This is a genomic window from Pseudovibrio ascidiaceicola, from assembly GCF_900114245.1.
Taxonomy (GTDB): Bacteria; Pseudomonadota; Alphaproteobacteria; order Rhizobiales; family Stappiaceae; genus Pseudovibrio; species Pseudovibrio ascidiaceicola.
The window spans coordinates 250,159-271,218 of sequence record NZ_FOSK01000009.1 but is presented as its reverse complement, the minus strand read 5'-3'; the positions used below and the strand labels follow the sequence as shown (position 1 = coordinate 271,218).

Sequence of the window (21,060 nt, the reverse complement as noted above, 5' to 3'; positions counted from 1 at the left end):
GACAATTTCAAAATCTCAACTCCACAAGAGTGTTAGAGCTAGTGAACTTTCACAGAACATGAAGGCATGTGAAAATTGCAAACCAATCAACTAGATAGCAGATTGCTGTTTTGATGTGTGTTTGGCTTTAAACACCAATTACTGGGACAAAGATTCTCGCCGTTCTTTTTCAGATACAATCAGATTGTTGGCAACCAAAAGAACTTCATCGCGGCCATAGGAGCTGCCGTCCTCGAGTACATCGCCAACGTTGCTCAGATTCACGATTTGTGATTTCAGATGAAAAGCAGCGCCTGTTGGTGTATGGATGAGGCGATCATTTCGCCACTCGAATTGATCAGGAGTAACTTTAGTCAATTGCTCTGTCCATCATTGTATGTGCTTCTCATGACGCTCCCAATTTATAGGTTGCGGCGTAGAGTTTTTTAAAGGTGCGTGCTGGTAACCCAAGCTGGAATAATAGCAAGAAGCTGAGTAGCGCAGACATGTTCCCATTTTATTATATACTTGTCAGCTATGTTACCAACGCTCTAAAGTGGTCATCCATACATTTTATGGCAGTTGTTTGTATTTTTGATAGCCCAAATCCCATTGGGAAAATCGGATTATACACATCGGTTGATACAAAATACTCCAACAATTTCACAGCAGATTTAATATAGCGGTCTACCTTGTCAGAAAGTAACTCAGCAGTCACTTCGGCTCTGCTGCTAGATTTGCTGTGTGTTATTTCGTTTCTAAGGCGTTCCAGGTTTTTGAAGTCTGACCAGAATTTTTGAGACGTAGGTTTGTCGACACCTAAACAATCAGGGAGTATCGAAGATAGTTTTTCTGTCGTTGGCAGTTTTCGCTCTATTTCAGCTTTTCCATATTTCTCGACTACACCCTTGCTCTTCTCTTTTGAGTAAACGTAAGTGTCTGGGATACTTGAATTGCAGAATGCTTCAACTGCCTTGTAGGCAAACAATATCGATTTTTGAATTTCTTCTAACAAATCGTATACCGCGACGATGTCATCCTGTTCGATCAAATACTCGCCTTTAGCAGGAATTCTTATCTTACGTCGTAGTTCAATTGCAGCTAAATTCGATTTCCTTGCAATGTTAAGCGAAAGCGCGATTTCATTAGGTGTAACAAAGCCCAGTTCATTGGTTCCAATCGTCGCTAATTTCATTTTTTGGAAAAATGCCGTCTTGTTATCATCTTCAATGTAAATTGCAGTGGGTTTGTTGCAGCGTACGTCCGGTTGGTTGTATTTGCGCTTTTCTTTGTCCTTCTCAATGCCGTCAATGGTATGAACGCACACTATTAAATCATCTTGTTTTAGATCAGAACTCACAAACTTCTCCTTTTTGGTCGTCGCATCTTGATAGGCTAGCTGTTGTACTTTGTTAATCAACACTTGATTGCAACGAGCAGGATGTACACTTAATGTTAGCACGCCTAATTACGGAGCAGTATTATGTGTTCAAGGAATGTACTTCGCGTTCTATCTGCAATTCGAGACATTGTAGGCGCTGATGTGAAGGGGGTTGGTCCAGAGATGTCTGCCTTACTAAAAAATAAAAATCTTCGAGGCATGGACAATTTTGAAATTTTAGCGGGAATTGAAGAGAGCGAAAGCTATGGCTTAGTAACTGTTGTTCGAGGCACTCCAGCGGGACAGCGGTTGGGCGTGCCAGTAGAATTCAGGGGAATTGTTGGAGTTAATATCCTCGAAGCTGGACAGGAACTGCTTGACTAATCCCGCCCAACAAAGGAGGCAAGCGGCTGAAATGTCTGATTTCATCGTAGGTTCAGCGGAACATCTATTTTCAGCTGTGGTCATTCCTCAATATCAAGAGTTCTTAAAAAATAACGCAGATATTAAAGCAGCAGTCTGCACAATTATTCTGAGTTACCATTTGTATGAGTGGGTTAACGGCCAAAGTTTCAACAAAGATGACTTTCTCAAACAATACCCTGAGAACAATGTACTAGCAGAGTATTTTGACTACTCCAGAAAGATCACAAATGGTGTGAAGCACGGGAACCCAAAAATAAAAACAAAAACGCAAATAGGATTTTCTTCCGCATTCAGTTCTGCGTTTGCACGGCCACTCAATGTAGTGACCGATGAGGACGAGACAGTCTCTGTGGACGAACTATTAAAAGTGATAATTGAGTACTGGAAGCAGCAGATGCGCTTAATCGCGTAGAAGATTGAATATAGTAATCCGTAAAAGGAGCCTGAAATTGCTGACCATCTTTTCTCTGATCGGAGTTTGGCTAAACATAACAGGTGTAATTGGCTTGTTTCTCTTTGGAATGCCGTTTCACGTACCTAGAAAAGGTGATTTCCTCCTTATATCATCGAAGCGCGACGACAAAGAAGTGAGAAAAGAGTACGCCTTCAGCTTTCTTTCTTGGAGTTCTTTGGCACTCATTATCGTCTCTGCCGTTTTTCAGACAATGGCAGTTTGCTTTTCTTGATCATCAAGTGCAGCGCAGATACGGAGGCCTTGTTTCCTCCTCTTTTTTGAGCATAAAAACATCAACCTGAAGCTGAAGCCTCGTTCTAGCTGAGAATGCCTCAGACACGTGCGAACGTCCGCAACTGGTCATCAGCAACCTGCCAGTAAATAAGGCCAACTGCGGCCATTTGGGTGCTTCAATCAAGAGTTGAACCAGTTCCACCAAGATGCGTTTTCAGTAGCCCCCGCAAACGATCTGTAACTACTCGAACGGCCCACTCCTGCCATTCGCCGATTGGTCAACATTGCAAAGTGGCTTCCACAACGCTGCCATTCATTTCGGATTCAGAGGATTTCGTAGTTGCGGGCACAGCGGCCTTTTTGCTAGAGATTTTTCTCGATAATCGTTTCTTGGTAATTAGCATTTGTGCTTGATAACTTGCAGGTATAAGCATTGACCTCCAACAACCTGAGCGAGAATCGGTCAAGCGCTGTTTTCAAACGCCTAAATGGTCCAGTTGGCTTACCAGCTGAAAACGAATGAACGAATGTAAAGAAAAACGAACTCATTACAGTCAGCTCAATTTGCGAAGTAGATTGGACGATAAAACAAGTGGCATCATCGAATTTTGAGATTGGTCAATGTGTGCAACTTAGAAGGCGGCACTGGTTGATCGAGGAAATTGAAACGAACGATTTTGGACCCCTTTCTCTAGAGCTGCGATGTCTCGACGACGATGCTACGGGCCATAGACAAATCGTCCTGCCCACCTCAGAGGTTTCTATTAAGCATGTTGATGACTTGCTTTGGCGCCAGCTTGGTTTCAATGTCCCGACTGATCCAAAGGGATACACGGCGTATCTCCAATCACTCAAGTGGAATACTGCGTCCGCGTCCGACAACAACTTGTTCCAAGCGCCGTTCCGAGCAGGGATCGAAATCTCACCTTATCAGTTGGTGCCTTTGGCAAAGGCATTGGACCTGCCCAGAGTAAATCTATTGATCGCTGATGATGTTGGGTTGGGCAAGACTATTGAGGCAGGTTTGGTCTTGCGCGAAATGCTTCTGCGTAGGCGGGTTGACTTCTTCGTTGTCGCTGCTCCAGCTGCGATGACGCTCCAATGGAAAGAAGAGTTGTCTTCCAAGTTTGGATTGAATGCTCAGGTCGTCGATGCGGAGTTCTTTGCAGAAATGCGAGCGAATCGAGGTTTTGGTTACAACCCGTGGCAAGCAACAAGTGCTTACATCATTTCTCACTCCTTGTTGCGTGATGAAGCTTATACGGTTGGTCTAAAAGCTATTCTGGGCGACCCGAGACCTCGTTCCATGTTGATCCTAGATGAAGCTCATCATGCCGCACCGGCACATAGTCAAGCGTACGCCACGGACAGCCAGTTGACCTATGCGATACGTGAACTGTCAAAGAAATTTGAACACCGGCTCTTTCTTACCGCCACGCCGCACAATGGTCACTCAAACTCTTTTTCGGCTTTGCTTGAAATGCTCGACCCTCAGCGGTTTACACGAGGGATTCCGGTTACTCAGGACCAGCATGATGCAATTATGGTGCGCCGTCTAAAATCTGACCTTAGAGAACACTCAGACACGCCTTTCCCGATCAGACGCATCGAAAACTTTGAGCTTGGGGATACTGAAGCTACAGCACCCGAGTTGGAGCTCTTTGAATCTCTTTTGGATTTCGGCGAACTTGCTGATAGGAAGGGAGGATACAGCTTTGTAAGACTGCAGCAGAGGTTACTATCTTCTGTATCCGCTTTTTACTCAACACTTGCTGCAGAAATAAAAAAAATGCCCGACGGCGTTGTGAGGGACGCTGGCAATGCACTAGCACAAGCGGCAAAATCTCAAGCCTTCAAAGGAGACGCGAAAAGTCGGAGGCTTGCCAGATGGATTAGAGAACACATGGGCTCCGGTGAGGTCTGGAACCAGAGGAGAGTGATTGTATTCTCCGAATATCGTGACACCTTAGACTGGCTCCAGAAACAGTTGCTTGAAGAGCTGTGTCTAAGCCTGGAGGATAATCGCATTGCTGAGTTTCATGGCAACACACATCAAAGCGAAAGGGAACGGATCAAGGCTAGGTTCAACGCCGATCCCGATCAAGAGCCACTGCGAATATTGTTGTGCACGGACGCGGCTAGAGAGGGGATCAACCTTCAGCATCGTTGCTACGACTTGTTTCACTTCGACCTACCATGGAACCCTTCGCGGTTGGAGCAGCGAAATGGCCGGATTGATCGGCGCCTACAACCCGCCACAGAGATTTTTTGCCGATACTTTACTTATAAGAACCGTTCCTCTGATCGTATTTTGCAAGCATTGTTCAAAAAAACTGAGCGCATAAACAGCGAACTTGGCGAGGTTGGCCGCGTGATTGAGACCAAAATCGAAGAGCGCTTCAAGGACGGAATTACTAAGAAGAATATGTCTAGACTTCGGGCGGACCTCGATAGTGAAAGTTATCTTGAAGTCCAAAGACAGATCGAAGAACAACAGCTCAGTTCGGATAGAGCAGCACGTGTAAAGAAGCTCGAAGCAGAGTTGCGCTCAATTGATCGGCGTCTACAGTTGTCGCGGGCAAGTAAAGATGTTGCGCCCAGTTCGTTGCAAACCGTTTTTTTCAACGCCCTCGATAAAATTGGAGCTCCTGTCACGCCGGAACAAGTGGATGTTGCGGGCGATGTTGATATCATTGAATTGGATCCAAACTCAGACGGGTTTTCCAATGCAGATTGGACGCCAGTGTTCGACCAATTGCGTACTAGACCTCGAAACAAGGACGAAACTCTAGCCGAGTACCGATCCAACGCACCACTTAAGAAGGTCAGTTTTTTGCCAGCCAAAGACGGCGACAGGCTAAGGTCTGATGTTGAGCATCTTCACCTTGAGCATCGTCTTGTGAAACGTCTACTTTCACAGTTTGAAGCCCAAGGGTTTCGGTCGAGACTGGAGCGAACCGCTGTCTTGAACGCACAAGTTTCTCGCGGAAGATTGGTTCTATTGGTAAGACTCACGCTCTATTCGAAAGGTGCAAACCGTTTGCACTCTGAAGTGATACCAGTCGCCGCCACCATAAACGCAGACGACGTAACGCCTCTGAAAAGCGACGGGCAGACGGCTGCTCAAGCATATAAAGAGCTTCAGGGCGCAATCGCGAATGCTTCACAACCGGGTTCAGAGATTTGTGATATTTATCGAAGGAGGGCATCCCATGACGCGCTTTCATTGCGGGATATAGCAGAGGAACGTGCGAGGGAGAACGAAGCAAAGGTACGAGATGATCTTCGAAGCATCGGAGAAAGGCAAGCTGCGTCACTTCGCAAGCTACTGCAAGAGCAATTCGACCGCATTTTGAAGCAACAGGGTGAAGTCCAAACGTTCTTTGATTTCAGTGCGGAAGAAAAAAAGCAGCGCGAGCTTGACCAACTGTATTGGGCGACGCGTCTCAAAGACTTGGAAGCGGAAATTGAAACCGAACCAGAGATGGTACGGCAGAAACACGAAATATCTGCGCGTCGGGTCGAGCCTGTTGGGTTGGTGTACCTGCTACCAGAGGATCAAACATGATAGACCTTTGGCTTAAACATGTTCGGCAGGAAGGACTGGTTGTTTCACAATCTGCTCTAGCCGCCGAAAACTTGGTGCCTATCAAGCAGACCGCTGAAGATACAGAAACCTTCTTGCAAAATGCTCACGATTTTTGGTCGCTTGCTGCCAATGTTCTGGGTTGGCCACAGGAACGCGTTCTAAAAGGAAGCCGAAAACCCACAGATGCGGTGTTTCGCCTCACAGAAATGAATGTCACACTCGAAGCTGATGCGGCCTTAGCAGGCAGTGGCGGCGAAGGTGTTAGACTGCTTGTAAAGCATCTCGCGAACGACATCGATCCCGATGCACGTACCTCGCTGGGACAATGGAGCGGTGTGTCCGAGCAGCAAGCTTTTGAGCGGCACCTACGAGAAAGTGGCATTTTGCAAGGTCTACTCGTTACCGATGATGCTTTGCGCTTAACATACTCTCCCTCAGGAGAGACGCCTGGTTACTTAGAATGGCCAATTGAGGGACTGAAGACGACCGCTGGCCGCGAAATGCTCGCGGGCCTGAAGCTTTTGCTCGGCCGGAACGCCATTTGGGGCAGCAAAGAGGCCCGGCTCGATGGCATTCTGAAGCGGTCCCGCGAAAGTCAGAATATCGTTTCGACGAAACTCGCGGATCAAGTCCTTGGCGCGCTGTATACGCTTCTTCGCGGCTTCACATCTGAAGTGGAGACAGACCACCAGTTGCGCGATGTAGCGGAGACCGCTCCACAGCAATTCTACGAAGGCCTTTTGACGGTACTGATGCGGCTGGTCTTTGTGCTTTATGCTGAAGATCGCGATCTGATGCCGTCATCCGAGGATGAGAAGGCCAAGACCATTTACGAGCAAGGGTATGCTGTGCGGCGTCTCTTTGTCGATCTTGAGGCCGACGCAGCCCTTTACCCCGATACGATGGCAGATCGATATGGCGCTTGGGGTCGTTTGTTGGGTCTATTCCAGCTTATCTATGACGGTGCAGGCCCCAGCTTCATGCACCAACGACGTGGCAAGCTGTTTGATCTGACGACCTTCCCCTTCTTGCTTGGGCAGTTTGATGAGGGTGACGACCCTGATGTCCTGCCGGTTTCCGATAAATGCATTCATGAGGTGCTGAAACAGCTTCTGATGCTTGGTGGTGAAAGGCTGTCTTACAAGACGCTTGACGTCGAACAGATCGGCTCGGTCTATGAAACCGTAATGGGCTTCACAGTCACCCGCTCGAAAGGATCGAGCATTGCTTTGCGTTCGGGTAAAGGCGGCATCCCGGCCTACATCGACCTTGAAGCAGTCCTCGGCAAAGCCCCGGATAAGCGGGCGAAATATTTCTTGGATACGATCGACTTCAAGACGACACCCGCTCAAACCAAACTTCTCAAAACCTCAAAAACCATCGATGAGATACTGACAGCCCTCGATAAGAAAATCGACGTGCGCGGCTCGCCCGACAAACGCGTGGTGACGGCTGGCACGATTATCTTGCAGCCAACGGATGAGCGGCGAAAGACGGGTAGCCACTATACGCCGCGATCGCTGACAGCTCCTATTGTCAAGGAAGCGTTGGAGCCGGTGCTGGCGCAGCTTGGTGACAACCCGACACCTGACCAAGTGCTTGACCTAAAGGTCTGCGATCCAGCCATGGGGTCTGGTGCGTTTCTGGTGGAAACATGCCGTGCTCTTGGCGAACAACTCGAGGCGGCTTGGGCGCGTCATCCAGAGTTACTCCCTGATGAGGCACGGATAGATCCGCAGGTCTTTGCGCGACGTGAGGTCGCGAAGCGCTGTCTTTACGGTGTTGATAAAAACCACATGGCGACGGACCTCGCCAAGCTGTCCCTCTGGCTTGTGACGCTGGCCAAGGATGAAGACTTCAGCTTTTTGGACCATGCCCTCAAAACCGGTGACTCCCTCGTGGGGCTGACCTTTGACCAGCTCGCAGAGTTTGACTGGCAGACCGATGGGACCTATCCCGTCTTCACGCAAGAGTTCCGCAGGAAAGTTGATGCAGCCCGCGGGGATCGGCAACGCATCCGTACCGCCCCGGACAATGTGACCTTTGAACAGCAAAAGCATCGGCTGGATGAGGCGGACCGTGATATCGCCGAGGTCCGGCTGGGCGGTGACGCTGTGATTGCGGTGTTCTTTTCGGAGGCGAAGGCAAAAGCGCGGCGGCAGGCGTTGGACGATTTTCAGGTTCAATTTGGTCAGGAGGATGGGCAGGACGTTTCGCGGCGATTACAGCAGGGTCTGTTCAGCGGCAATTATCCCATTACACCATTCCATTGGGACATTGAGTTTCCCGAGGTCTTTGCGGGCGACAATCCCGGCTTTGACAGCATTGTCGGCAACCCGCCCTTCGCGGGAAAGAACACGATCATCAATGGATCACGCTCGGGTTTCATGGACTGGCTAAAGATCATCAGCCCCGGCGCGCATGGGAATGCGGATCTGTCGGCGCATTTCTTCCGTCGCGCGTTTGCGCTGCTGCGCGAGGGTGGCACAATGGGCTTGATCGCAACAAATACGATTGGGCAGGGGGATACACGCGAGAGTGGGTTACGGTACCTGCTACAAGTGAAAAACGGCGAGATTTATAATGCGCGGCGGCGGGTGAAATGGCCGGGTGAGGCTGCGGTAGTTGTATCCACGGTTCACGTGAGTAAGGGACCTGCGAAAGGCGTGTCGGTGCTACTGGATGGTCGTTCTGTCAGTCGTGTCTCGGCCTTTGTCCGCGAGGGCGATTTTGATGAAACACCTGCAGTTCTCGAAGAAAATCAGAATACTGCGTTCCAAGGATCGGTAATTCTAGGCCAAGGGTTTACCTTTGACGACGAGAATGCGGAGAAAGGCAAAGCGACCAATATAGATCGCATGAAAGAGCTTATTGCCAAAAACCCTCTGAATTACGAACGTATTAAGCCGTATCTGGGGGGCAATGAGGTCAACAATGATGCGGAACATCGACATCGTCGTTACGTCATAGATTTTGAGGATTTTCCGCTACGTCGCGACCGAAGTTTGAAGCATTGGACAGACGCCAACGAAGCAGAAAAAAAAGAAATGATACGCCTCGGTATTGTCCCCTCCGACTACAGTGAAGCAGTCGCTGAAGATTGGCCGGATTTGTTGGAAATTGTGGAGACACTCGTGAAACCAGAACGCGCTGGTAACCCACAATGGGATCGGCGTGAAATCTGGTGGCGTTTTACTAGGCGAACAAACTCACTTTATGATTCGATCGGCGCGAAAACCTCAGTATTCGCAGTGAATTGCGGTGCGACACCACACCTTTCGGTAGCCAAATTACCTGCGTCGTCAATTTGGGGTCATTCGTTGGTGATTTTCTCTAGCGATGAGTTTTCACTGTTTTGCAATCTTCAATCGCGGATCCATGAGATATGGGTGAGACTGACAAGTTCGAGTATGAAAGATGACCTTCGTTACACATCAACAGATGGCTACCAAACGTTCCCGTTTCCTTTTGCCAAAACAGAAACGCTGAAGGCAAAGGGTGCTGAGTATGAAAATCTACGCCGCGAGATAATGAAGAAAGCGGCCATAGGTTTGACCGAGCTCTACAACAGGTTCCATAGCCCTCTCGACCGGAAACCAGACATCGTCGAACTCCGTCGGCTTCATTCAGAAATGGACGACGCCGTTCTGCATGCCTATGGCTGGGATGACCTTGCCGACTTGGCGCAGGACACATCCGAAGATGGGGCTGCCCCACGCTTCCTGCATCGCACAGACGAACCAGAATTCGCCTACCAAGAACGCTATCACTGGCCCGCATGGTTTCGCGACAAAGTGTTGGCGCGTCTGTTGGAGCTGAACCGCCAGCGCGCTGCGGAAGAGGCCAAAGAACCCCAGAATGACAAAATGAAACCATCGGCTTTGCAGCTTGATCAACAAGGAACGCTGATATGAGCGACGCAGCCAGCACCAAAGCCTCGGCGCAAGTCCGCGATGATATCCTCGACGCATTCCGCATGGATGTCGTCGGCCCCGACACGCGCCCGGCATTCCACGACGATCACATGGCGAACTTCGAGGTCATCACCTCAACCCGTCCGTCCAGCTTTTACCTGATCGGCTATTTGACCCCCGCCGAGGGCTCGACCGCAGCCCTGCCCAAGAACGACGCGCCAGAAATCCAAAGCCCACTGCCCAGCATAGAAGACGACGATGAACACGGCGCGGCTGGCGGCGAAGACAGCGATGGTGGCAATGACGCACGGCAGCGCAAGCGTCTCGACCCAACCAGCCTCGGTTTGACGGCGTTCGTCTCACCAGATTGCCCCTACATCGATGTCGCCTTGCGATATGCGGACTACCACGCCCAACCGCCCATCCCCGAGGCGGTGCTTGAGGGAACTGGTAAGGACGCGCCCAAAGACATCAGCTGGCACCGTAAGCCGCGATTTGTCGAACACCGCATTGATGCGGCAACGCTGGCAAAGGCGATGGAAACCAAAGAAGGCTTGCCGATCCCGTTGTTGGATACAGAGACGCCTCAACGAAAGGGCGGGTGCCTTCACTTGCATCTGATGGTGCAAAAGGTTGACCTGCTGCGCCCCGAAGCATCCGTTGACGGTCTTTCCGTCACCATCTTTGTTGTAAACCGCCGTCCAGAATCCCAGCGGTTCCGCGACGTGTCCAACGTGTTCCAAGTCGGTTTGGAGCTGAAAGCCGGTGGCGACGGATTTATCGGCAACCCTGATATGAGCGGGTACGACGCCGAAGACTCTGATCTGCGACTGCATGATTTGCACTACCAAGACGTGCTTCGTTTTGCCGGTGGCCGCAATGTTGGAACAGGACATGCCGAGCCTGCCGACGGGCTGGCGCCGTCTGTTTGGACAGACCAACTGCCATCGGCAGATGTCGAAAAGGTAGACCAGAATGATGCGTTGAATGGTGTTGCTGAGTTCAACATGCTGGAACTCGCAAAGCTCGCAGAGGATCCGGCTCAGCTTGCGGCTTCACTATCCGGTTTTCCGGAGAACTACGCTGAATTTATTGCGCGTCAGGCGGATAAGGCGTCTGCGATCTCATTTCAATCGCGGCGTGAAGTGGCAGAAGAACTCGTGGAAAAACAACGCGAGGCATGCTCGCGAATGCGCAATGGTATTGAACTGCTGAAGACCGATGCTGCTGCGCGTGATGCCTTTCGCGCGATGAACTTGTCTATTAACTCATACCTCGAAAAACGTGGCGTGACTGGTGCTGGTTGGCGACCATTTCAGCTGGCTTTCATTCTTCTCAATCTAAATGGGTTGTCTGATCCCACTCATGATGATCGCAAGACAGTCGATCTGCTCTTCTTTCCTACGGGCGGGGGTAAGACTGAGGCGTATCTTGGCCTAGCGGCCTATCAGATTGCGTATCGCAGGCTAACGCACGCGGATTGGTTGGGAAGTGGTGTTTGCGTGATCATGCGCTACACGCTTCGACTATTGACGCTGGATCAGTTGGGCCGTGCTGCAGCGATGATCTGTGCGCTTGAACTGCTTCGGCGGTCTCCCGAATGGCAACAGAACGGCCAACCGAAACTTGGCTTGGCTCCAATTGAGATTGGGCTCTGGGTGGGTTCGGCGGCCACTCCAAATAAGATTGGCGGGCGAGGTGAGCAAGACGGCCCGGGCCGTCACGCCTACACTAAGGTCAACCGCTACAGAAAGTCGGGTCGAGAGGCACCGGCACCGATAAAACAATGCCCTTGGTGCGGAACTGATTTTGACAAAGACACATTCCATGTTGCTGGCAAGCGGATGCTTATCAACTGCGCTAATATCGATTGCGATTTTAGTGGCGAAAAGGGCGGATTGCCTGTTCTTGCCGTCGATGAAGAGATATTCAACCGCCTTCCTGCATTTATCATTGGAACTGTCGACAAATTCGCTGCCTTACCGAGGCGCGGTGAAGTTGGCAGGTTTTTTGACAACGTGGACCGTTTTGATGAAGGCAGTGACCCCAAACACCTGCGGTTCTATGGCGCTGATGAACCTGGCGTTGGGTATCTTCTTTCCGACGAAGCGCAGTGTCTTCCGCCGCCCTCTCTGATTATTCAAGACGAGCTGCATTTGATCTCAGGACCGCTAGGCACAATCGCAGGTCTCTACGAAGCGATGGTAGACCGACTTGCATCACGGACGATCAATGGCGAATTGCGTGGTCCAAAGATTATTGCTTCTACTGCCACCGTTAGGCGCGCGGAAGATCAAATTCAGAAACTCTTTGGTCGAACGAAAACGGCTATTTTCCCGCCCCCGGGCATCGATCGTAGGGATAGCCACTTCGCATTGACACGCGCCCTAGGCGAAGCTGATGGGCGGCGCTATGTCGGGATCAGCGCACTCGGGATCGGGCCAAGAAAGGTTATGCTTAGGTCTATTGTACCAATGCTGGCATCAGCACAGAGACAATTTGACCAAGACAGTCGCGATGGATCGAAAAATCCTGCAGACCCTTATATGACAGCACTTTGCTACTTCAATGCGCTGAGAGAATTGGGCGCAAGTCGTCGCATTATTGAAGACGAAGTTGCGACCAATCTATGTGTATGGCCCAGTAGACGTCTGAGATATGGACAAGATGAAGCTGGTTCAAGTTTTGCAGCACGTAATATCTCCGCACCTGATGAGCTCACATCTCGCTTAAGCACAGATGACGTTGCGATAGCAAAAGAGCGGCTCGAGCAAAATTTCTCGAAAGCTCCAAAAACAAAGGGGCAAATGCTTCCGCTCGATGTCGCATTGGCGACCAACATGATTTCTGTTGGCCTCGATATCACAAGGCTTGGTTTGATGTTTGTTCAGAACCAACCGAAGTCTGCTGCTGAATATATTCAAGCTACAAGTCGAGTGGGTCGCGATTCTCAGCGACCAGGAATAGTTTTGGTGATCCTGAATATGCACCGAGCTAGGGATCGTGCCCACTACGAAGACTTTGAAACATATCACAAAGCATTCTATCGCGCAGTTGAAGCCACAAGTGTTACACCCGGTTCTATGCGCGCAAAAGATCGTGCTTTAGGTGCCGTTTTTGCGGGCCTCGTTCGACACTTGGACCCAGATTTTTCTATGAATAGTGGTGCTTCTAGGTTCGACCCGGATCACCCAGCTGTCGCTGCAGCCAGCAATTTCTTAGTTGATCGTTTTTGTACGCTGGAGGATATCGGCCGCCTCAAGGATGGCTGGCTACAGATTCTGGCAGCGCGAGGTGGCGAAGATATCAACTGGGATACACACCGAGCTGACGATCAAGGGCTTATGCACAACCCGCTAACCGATATGTCTGCTTTGACTAGTGATTTTGAGTTATTTGAAGCGGGCTGGTCGATGCGCGATGTACAACCCGGCATAAGCCTCGATGTGAAAGACTATTTGGCTGGCCCTGTCACAACGGGAGGAACGACAAAATGAGTTCCAATGACGAGATCAGACTGTCGCAGTTGATCCAAACTTTTGGTCCCGGTTCCATCGTTGATCTGCCGGAAGCATCCGTGATGATTATGGGTTTGGATAGTTGGCCTATCGCTTTTGGCAATCAAAGCATGCGCCAGATCTCTGAACCACGCTTGGTACAGTACCTGACGAAACTTCTGAGCAACACTGAGGATGGAGGCAGCTGGCTTAAGGAAGGCGTAACACTGAGCCTGTTTGAGCCTCCGCTAAACGGAGATACAACGCTAGGTCGAAAATCACCAAAAATTCCCGCCGTGAAATACCCGCGTTGGGAAGTTGTTACCGATCAAGCTGATACTTCGAAACAGGAACTTCGGCGTTTCAGATCCGGAGAAAAACCAAAAGCGAAAAAGGGGCAAGTCATCTCTCCCGTTCGCTGGGTGGCTGCATGTAGTAAAGGCCATATCGACGATATTGATTGGAGATATTTTGTGCATCGCGGCGGAAACTGCCAACAAACCATGTACATGCAGGACCGAGGAGCAGCCGGAGACCCGCAGTACATTACGGTTTTATGTGACTGCGGGGCGAACAGACAGTTGAGTGAACTCTTTACTGAGAATGCTCTCGGCTCCTGCAAGGGTTACCGGCCGTGGATTGAAGGGTACGAGGCAACAAACTGCCCAGAGACGCAGAGACCAATGACGCGTGGCGCCATCAACAACTATTACTCTCAGGTTTTAAAGCTGATTGCCTTGCCTGATGGTCAAAATGACGTTGAACGACGGGTTTCTGAATACCTTCCCGCCTTCGAGGAGGTGCATACTGAGCAGGATGTATTGGGCCCTGTCAAGTTTGGCTTAGCACCAATTAGGAAGGCATTTGAAGGCTTAGATGGCAGCGCAATTTGGGCGGCTCTGCAAAAAATCCGAAACGAACAAGCTGACGTGTTGTCTCATGACGCTGAGAACCCAAAGGTCGAAGAATTTTCAATTTTGGCTTCTGGAAAGAAGACTATTGGGGAAAACAAGCTGTCAGCCCGATTGCACGCCGAGACTCTAGAAGATGCTGAGTGGCGGGATGATGCGCGAGCAGACACGAGCTTTATCACGTCGTTGGTAAAAGTGCACCGTATGTGTGAAGTGTCATGCCTTTATGGTTTTACGCGTATTGAGCCAGCACCATCACCTTTTGATGAGGTGCAGGAAGACATCACTCTGGAGGTTCAGGGACAATCTCTTGCAGACAAAGTTAGCTGGCTGCCCGCAATGGAACAGTTCGGCGAAGGGCTATTCTTTCATTTTGACATCGCGTCGATCCGTGAGAGGCTGAAGTCCCTCGGTGCCGACAGCTCCCTTGAAGACCTCAAGCATCGATATGATGAATGGTATCAAAAAGACGTAAACCAGCGAAAACCTTTTCCCGGTTATGAGTATGTTTTCGTTCATTCATTGTCCCATTTGTTAATAGAACAGATCTCATTGGACGCAGGATATCCTTCTACTTCGCTGTCGGAGCGGATCTATGCTTTGCAGAGTGATGGATCGTCCAAGACATCAAAATTGGGTTTACTGCTATACGCTGCTGGTGGCGGCTCTCAAGGAACGTTGGGTGGTCTTATAGAGCAAGCGCAGAACATTCCTTCAATTTTAGAACGAGGCATTGCCAGAAATACAGTTTGCGGGAATGACCCAATCTGCACGTCTGGTTCCAATAGCCTTACATCAGATATTGACATGATAAACGGCGCTGCTTGCCACGGCTGCTTGTTCACCGCCGAAACAAGTTGTGAGAGGAGAAATACACTTCTGGACCGTCAATCTCTTCTCAAAATACTTGAAAATTAACGGTAAATAGTGGGGAGGATCGGCCGCTACTGAGGGTGCTTTTCCTGCTGCCAGTAAACGTCCGCTTTGACATCAAGTTGAACTATCTCCGCCCTCGTAGCGAAAGTCGGCTCTCCGCCCAATAGAGACAAGGTGAGTGGGATCAATCTTAAGTTGATGTCTTGCTGCAGCTGAGGCTGCCCTGAGGTAGAGTGAGTGTCCGCAAATGGTCACGCTGAAACATGCAGCTCTCACAAACATCCAAGAACTCTAGTATAGCGGCTATGGAAACCTTACCCCCTCTCCCTTCAACCCCGCCTCGATCCGCTCTCCAACCGTTTCTGAAAGCACGCGGATCGGATGAGCATCATGGTTCACATAGCGGTTGGTGATGGTCACGTTGCGATGGCGTAGGAGGTGGCTGATGAGGAAAGCGTTGCTTCCTGATTGAGCGGCAAAGGTGCCAACCGTGTGGCGTAGATCATGAATACGCACATCTGGGATGCCTGCATGATGGCGCACGCGCTGCCATGCGTTCTCCACCAGCTCCTTTGTAATATGCCGTGTGGGATCGTTGATGCGAGCAAGCACATAAGGCGAGCCATCCAAGCGCGGTATATCGGAGAGAATGTCGAGAACATTCCCACTAACCGGATGAGGTTTGCGGCCATCCCCTTTCTTTGAAGGCAAGGCAATTGCCCCTTCTTCAAAGTCTACATGCTTCCATTCAAGAGAAGCGATCTCCATGAGCCGTGCTCCCGTATAGAGCAGCAGTTTGAGGCAATAGAGCGCCATGGGGTTCACAGGTGTCCGGCGCTTTTCAATATCATGGCGCAAGTGCTTGCGGTTCTCTGGCTTGGCCTTGATGATCCACGGGAGGCCCTCTTTCTCTGCAAGCTCCAGCGTTTTACCCAAGCGCTGCAACTCATCGCCAGTTAGGAACCGATCACGCTCATTCTCTTTATAGCGCTTCACCAACCGCACCGGGTTGCTGTGCTCAGGTCTCAAGCCCCAAACCTCAGCCAGATTGAACGCCTTGGAGATGATCGCAAGCACATGGTTTGCTTGTCTTGGTGTTCTGCGCATGGAGCGATGAAGCTTGGAGATATCCTGCCGAGTGACGGAGGCCAGCTTCGCCTTGCCCAAAGGCTTGCGCACACACCGTTCAAGAATACGCCGGATCTCAACAGCAGATTTCGGTTTATTGTGCACCTCCACGTGTTCACTCAGGTACATGTCCAGCAAATCATCTACCGTTGGCGCATTGCGAATGATCTTACGATTAACGGTTGGGTCTTCCCCATTACGAACTTTGGCCAGAACATCGACAGCCAATCCCCTCGCCTGATCTGGTGTCAGCTCCCCGTATTTCCCAAGGGTCAGACGGCGTGAGCGTCCTTCTAGTGTGCGATATTGGACAATGAAGGTTTTGCGCCCGGTTGGCGCTACCTGCAGCCCAAATCCCGAGAGCTTACCGTCCCAAACAAAGTACTTCTTTGCTGCAGGCTTGGCTGCATCGACCGTCCGTTTCGTGACATTGGGCATCAGACAAAACTCTCCCGCTGACGGCCCGTGACAAGAACCGCCTCACATGCGAAAATAGAAGCTAAATTTAGTCCCGAATTGCTGCTGTTTTTGACGGCCTGACAGCTGGTGACAACCTTTTGGGCTTTCCTATCGGCCCTGTGCAACACACGGCCTCATCCCCTTATAGATCGCTTGCGCTGTGCCTGCCGATTTTGGTCAGCATATTGTAAGCAAATGTACGAGTTTCGCAGCGAAATGCAAGGTAGGCAGGAGCAAATAATTTTCTACAACTCATTGATTCATAGTACTGAATCGTAGTAGAGTGTAAGTGGACGTGAGTTGCAAATTGCAACTTGTAATCAGGGGGTCGCGGGTTCGATCCCTGCTACCGGCACCATTTACTTTCTTAATTAACGAAGACAAGCAAGAGCCCTAGGTGAACTAACGATCGCGTGAACTCATCACTCTTCAATCCCGAAGCAAGAGGCAGAGCAGAGCCCTGCCTCACATTTGCATAACTTAAAACGTCTTGGTGTATTGCAAGAAGACGCGGCGGCCTTCGGCTAGGACTTCGCGGTCGCGTAAGGCTGTTGCGGTGGTATTTTGCTGTTTGGTGTCGAAGATGTTTGAGACACCGAAGTGGAAATCGCCATAGTCAGAGTTGTATCCAGCACTTGCGTTCATGGTGAAGGTTGGTTTTAGCTTCTTCAAGTCGCCCTTTGCACCTTCTTTGCCATTGCGGCCTGATCCAAACACTGCCTCACCTTGAACACTTAAGCCATTTCCGAAATTGTAATCAGAGAACACAGTGGCTTTGAACGGTGAACCGATGCGGTTGTTTGGAAGGTCTTCATCTACATCACCGTCTTTATTCTCGTCCCAAACACCTTCTTTATAGGCTAGAACGGCACCAGCGCCCCAAGCTTCACTCAATTGGCCCCGAATGTTGAGTTCTGCACCCCAGATACGCTCTTCCGCCTGTGTGACTGTTTGCGTCGCATCATCAAAATTCACCCCTTTGTCTGAGGTTGAATAGAAGGCAGAAGCTGCAAATGAGATACCGTTAGTATTGAAACGAGCGCCAAGTTCATAGTTGTTCACAATCACTGCTTCAGGAGCAACATCTGACACATCTATCATACGGGCATTCGTTAAATCACTAGGTACTGGATTCTCAGGATCTACGGGTACCGGCATTGCACGACGGGTAAATGAACCAACATCTGGAACGGAAAAGCCCTGTGAAAATCCCGCAAATACATCAACCTTATCAGTTAGATGAGCTACGGCACCCAGATTGAAAACTGTCGCACTATAATCTTTCTTAGCCCCAGTAAATGTATGCTCACCAAGAGTTAAAATTCTAGCCTGCCCATTTCCATCCCGATAGAATGGGTTCGGAACCAAAGCGTTCGGACGAACGAAGCTGTCCATGCTCAGGAAGAAACGTTCATGGCGAACGCCTCCACGAACCTCAAACATCTCACCGATGGGCGCTTTCACCTGAGCAAATTGTGCAAAACCGTGCTGTTTCATCGGGGAGATGATGTCGCGTCCATCTGGAACAGTTTGGGTAATGTCATTATAGCTGTAATCACTGCCCCAAGTGAAAGCCAAGCCTTCGTAAACAGTGCTTAAGTCAGCATCAAAAGTCGTACGCACACCAGCTTGCTTGGCGAACAGGACAGTTTGAGATTCATTTACATCCGGTAGATACGCGACTGGATTTGCAGCGCTCAGCGGCACATATGCAGCACGCTTTTCTGCATCATTGTAGTACAGTTCAACCTTTGCATCGAAGAGGCCTCCAACTTCGTAGAAGTTGAAAGTAGCATTGATATTCTTACTATCTTCGAGCGGAGGAAGGCCCAAGTATGGGTTACTTGGATCGATGGAAACTGGATCGCTCGTGTAATCCGTTTGATACTTTATATCCTGTTCCATCTTCACGAGGTTCGCGTAAAGCGTCACGTCGAATGCATCGCCTTCATAACCCACTTGGCCTGAAAGGTTGTACTGCTCGATTCCAGAGCCTCCTCCTTGCCCCGTAATTGGGTCCTCAGAAATCTGAGTTCCTGAGCCGTCAAACATATCGCCAGTGTTTTTGAACTGGCCATTCACTTGAACATGAGTATTCTCTTGACGGAAAGCTGCACTCACACTGGTCAGCACATTCAAGCTATCTTTAACATCACGCTCCGAGGCTGAAACCGTTGTGCTGACTTCACCTGACCAGCCTTCTTTTTCTGCCGTCTTTGTGATGATGTTGATCACACCACCCGTTGCACCATCACCGTAAACAGCACTTGCGCCGTTGATCACTTCAATTCGCTCTATGCTATTGGGATCAATCAGACTGAGCGCACGGCTCAACTTACGCAGCGCGGTCGTACGCGGCGCACCATTCACCAGAATCTGTACCGAGCGGCCACGGAAATTCTGACCTCCACCAGACAATGTCTCATTATCAAGCGAGAAGCCTGGAACAAGACGCTCCAGCGCAGATGTGATATCGCCAGAGGCGTCTACTGCGCCTTTCAACTCATCTTGGCCAATCACCTGCACAGTGCCCGGAATGGAAGAAATAGATTCCTCGGTGCGGCTGGCGGTTACGACGACGGTTAGGTCGGCGTCGTCTTCAATGGCATCCTGTGCGGTTGCGATGGATGCTGTTTGAAACAGTGCGAAAGGTGCGACGGTGCATAGCAGCACTCGCGCGAGGGAGCCCTTGCTCCCCATAGCGATGCGTTTCATATTGCCCCCTAAGTTTTTATCGGTGATGTAGTTGAAAGATCTGCATCTACGGCAGTTTGTTGCCCCTTGCCGATGGATGCTTTTTTGAAGAAGTGCATGCTGGCCAGAATGCCTGCGACAGAGCAGATAGTTGCGAGCGAGAAGAGAATGCCGTAGCCGGAGTACTGCGCGATAACACCAGCTGCTACACTGCCCAGCATGTAGACGAACAGGTTTGCGCAGCTGAGAATGGTGAAGTCGGTGCCAGCTTGCTTGAGTGAACTGACGCGCATGAATGCGCTGTAAAGACCGACGATTTCCATGTAGCGGATGAAGGTGTTGGCAGCAGAAAGGCCAACGAGCACGGCAACCCCGCGATAATCCAGTAGAGCTACAGACGCGTAGCCAAGGAAACACAAAGTCCTCAAAGTGCCGATGAGCCAGAGGAATTGCATCAGACCAGCTCGCTTGATCAGCACCACAGCGATCGCTGAGCCGCCCAAGCCAACGCAAGCAGCTGCACCTCCGCTTACCATCCCAATCTGAGAAAGAGAAAAGCCGAAGTCCACTAGGAACGCTTGCTCAACGCCTTTTACGAGCCCCTCAGGCAGACGGAACAGCAGTGCAAAGAACAGCAGCATCAGCGCATTGTGACGCTTTACAAACCCAACGATGGAGGGCCGTGGTTTGCTTTCATCATTGGCGCCTTTGTCTTTTCGTGGGTTTTCCTTGAAGAAGAGCAATGGCAGCAAAGTGAGAAATGACAGGCCCGCAGCGGTTTTGACGGCAAAGCTCCACCCCCACAGATCATGCAGGAACAGGGATAGAGAACCACCGATCAGCACTCCTGCTGCAACACTGCCTCCCTGGACTGCGTTGCCAAGGGGCTGGTCTTTCGGTGCGAGGTGCTCAACGGCAAAGCCATCTGTCGCAATGTCCTGTGTAGAGGAGGACAGCGCCAGAACCATCAGTAATGGAAACAGGATGTGCAGTTGTTCGGCGACATTGAGTGTCGAGAGGTAAGTGATGATGCCCACTGAGATAAGCTGCATCGGGATGATCCAGCTTCGGCGTCTTCCCAAGGCAGGTATAGAATAGCGGTCAACAATTGGCGCCCAGAGGAACTTGATGACCCAAGGCAGCATCAAAAGTGCCATGGAGCCAATGCTGACGAGGCTGATGCCTTGTGCACGAAAGATCGCAGGCATGGCGGCTGCAACAAGATAAATCGGAATAGCTTGAGCTACATAAAGCCCTGCCAGCACGACAATAACTGAACGGGCTGTACGGTCACCTTGCTCGTTTTGTGAAGTTGCGCGCGCCTGCCCTGCAATAAGGGCACTGCTGTCGTTAGCCATTTTCTACCTAGCACTCAACGGCCTGGCTCGAACGAGTCGCTCTGGCTAACCAATCAACGATTTTTAACTAGAGAATTATACTCATATTTTCAATCGATACTTGCAAGTTATTCGCAATTAGATCTCATGGGACAACCGTATTGAGTTCTGCTTTAGCTAA

General features: G+C 50.3%; 11 protein-coding genes. 6 read left to right on the top strand and 5 right to left on the bottom strand.

Translation table 11 applies throughout. The features are described 5' to 3' along the window. Positions 1-138 precede the first annotated feature (138 nt). Both BM231_RS18115 and BM231_RS18110 read right to left on the bottom strand, forming a co-directional pair. Complete coding sequence (locus BM231_RS18115) at positions 139-357, bottom strand: hypothetical protein (RefSeq protein WP_093521519.1); 219 nt, start codon at positions 355-357, stop codon at positions 139-141. Between the two features lie 157 nt (positions 358-514). Continuing rightward, complete coding sequence (locus BM231_RS18110; RefSeq protein ID WP_139226364.1) at positions 515-1,339, bottom strand: hypothetical protein; 825 nt, start codon at positions 1,337-1,339, stop codon at positions 515-517. Between the two features lie 204 nt (positions 1,340-1,543). Here BM231_RS18110 and BM231_RS18105 point away from each other — a divergent pair, with 204 nt between their 5' ends. From BM231_RS18105 to drmB, 6 genes are all read left to right on the top strand, one after another. Next, positions 1,544-1,744: a hypothetical protein gene (locus BM231_RS18105; protein ID WP_139226363.1), complete on the top strand. Its 201-nt coding sequence runs from the start codon at positions 1,544-1,546 to the stop codon at positions 1,742-1,744. A gap of 31 nt (positions 1,745-1,775) precedes the next feature. After that, positions 1,776-2,198 (top strand): hypothetical protein, encoded by a 423-nt coding sequence (locus BM231_RS18100; protein WP_093521515.1) that lies wholly within the window; start codon positions 1,776-1,778, stop codon positions 2,196-2,198. Positions 2,199-3,066: 868 nt separating this feature from the next. After that, a complete protein-coding gene (locus tag BM231_RS18095; RefSeq protein ID WP_093521514.1) occupies positions 3,067-6,042 on the top strand; it encodes a DISARM system SNF2-like helicase DrmD in 2,976 nt (991 codons plus the stop codon). Next, the gene (locus BM231_RS18090; RefSeq protein WP_093521513.1) at positions 6,039-9,977 is read left to right on the top strand and encodes an Eco57I restriction-modification methylase domain-containing protein; all 3,939 of its coding nucleotides are present in this window, start codon (positions 6,039-6,041) and stop codon (positions 9,975-9,977) included. The genes BM231_RS18095 and BM231_RS18090 overlap by 4 nt, the downstream gene beginning before the upstream one ends. Further along, positions 9,974-13,474 carry a DISARM system helicase DrmA gene (gene drmA, locus BM231_RS18085; protein ID WP_093521511.1) on the top strand — a complete coding sequence of 1,167 codons (3,501 nt, stop codon included), beginning with the start codon at positions 9,974-9,976 and terminating at the stop codon, positions 13,472-13,474. The genes BM231_RS18090 and drmA overlap by 4 nt, the downstream gene beginning before the upstream one ends. Next, a complete protein-coding gene (gene drmB / locus BM231_RS18080) occupies positions 13,471-15,303 on the top strand; it encodes a DrmB family protein (protein WP_093521509.1) in 1,833 nt (610 codons plus the stop codon). The genes drmA and drmB overlap by 4 nt, the downstream gene beginning before the upstream one ends. A 261-nt stretch (positions 15,304-15,564) precedes the next feature. On the opposite strand, the gene BM231_RS18075 is transcribed toward drmB, so the two are convergent. The 3 genes from BM231_RS18075 to BM231_RS18065 form a co-directional block, all read right to left on the bottom strand. Then, complete coding sequence (locus BM231_RS18075; protein WP_093521507.1) at positions 15,565-16,827, bottom strand: tyrosine-type recombinase/integrase; 1,263 nt, start codon at positions 16,825-16,827, stop codon at positions 15,565-15,567. 501 nt (positions 16,828-17,328) lie between these two features. After that, positions 17,329-19,563, bottom strand: a complete 2,235-nt coding sequence (locus BM231_RS18070; RefSeq protein ID WP_208860475.1) for a TonB-dependent receptor — start codon at positions 19,561-19,563, stop codon at positions 17,329-17,331. A gap of 8 nt (positions 19,564-19,571) precedes the next feature. Continuing rightward, positions 19,572-20,900, bottom strand: coding sequence for an MFS transporter (locus BM231_RS18065; protein ID WP_093521505.1), 1,329 nt, complete (start codon positions 20,898-20,900; stop codon positions 19,572-19,574). Between the last annotated feature and the right edge of the window lie 160 nt (positions 20,901-21,060).

Bases quoted from the DNA above. Each gene is read 5' to 3' on its own strand.
- drmA (WP_093521511.1), top strand. From the start codon at position 9,974: ATGAGCGACGCAGCCAGCACCAAAGCCTCGGCGCAAGTCCGCGATGAT.
- BM231_RS18090 (WP_093521513.1), top strand. From the start codon at position 6,039: ATGATAGACCTTTGGCTTAAACATGTTCGGCAGGAAGGACTGGTTGTT.
- BM231_RS18065 (WP_093521505.1), bottom strand. From the start codon at position 20,900: ATGGCTAACGACAGCAGTGCCCTTATTGCAGGGCAGGCGCGCGCAACT.
- BM231_RS18100 (WP_093521515.1), top strand. From the start codon at position 1,776: ATGTCTGATTTCATCGTAGGTTCAGCGGAACATCTATTTTCAGCTGTG.
- BM231_RS18075 (WP_093521507.1), bottom strand. From the start codon at position 16,827: ATGCCCAATGTCACGAAACGGACGGTCGATGCAGCCAAGCCTGCAGCA.
- drmB (WP_093521509.1), top strand. From the start codon at position 13,471: ATGAGTTCCAATGACGAGATCAGACTGTCGCAGTTGATCCAAACTTTT.
- BM231_RS18070 (WP_208860475.1), bottom strand. From the start codon at position 19,563: ATGAAACGCATCGCTATGGGGAGCAAGGGCTCCCTCGCGCGAGTGCTG.
- BM231_RS18105 (WP_139226363.1), top strand. From the start codon at position 1,544: ATGTCTGCCTTACTAAAAAATAAAAATCTTCGAGGCATGGACAATTTT.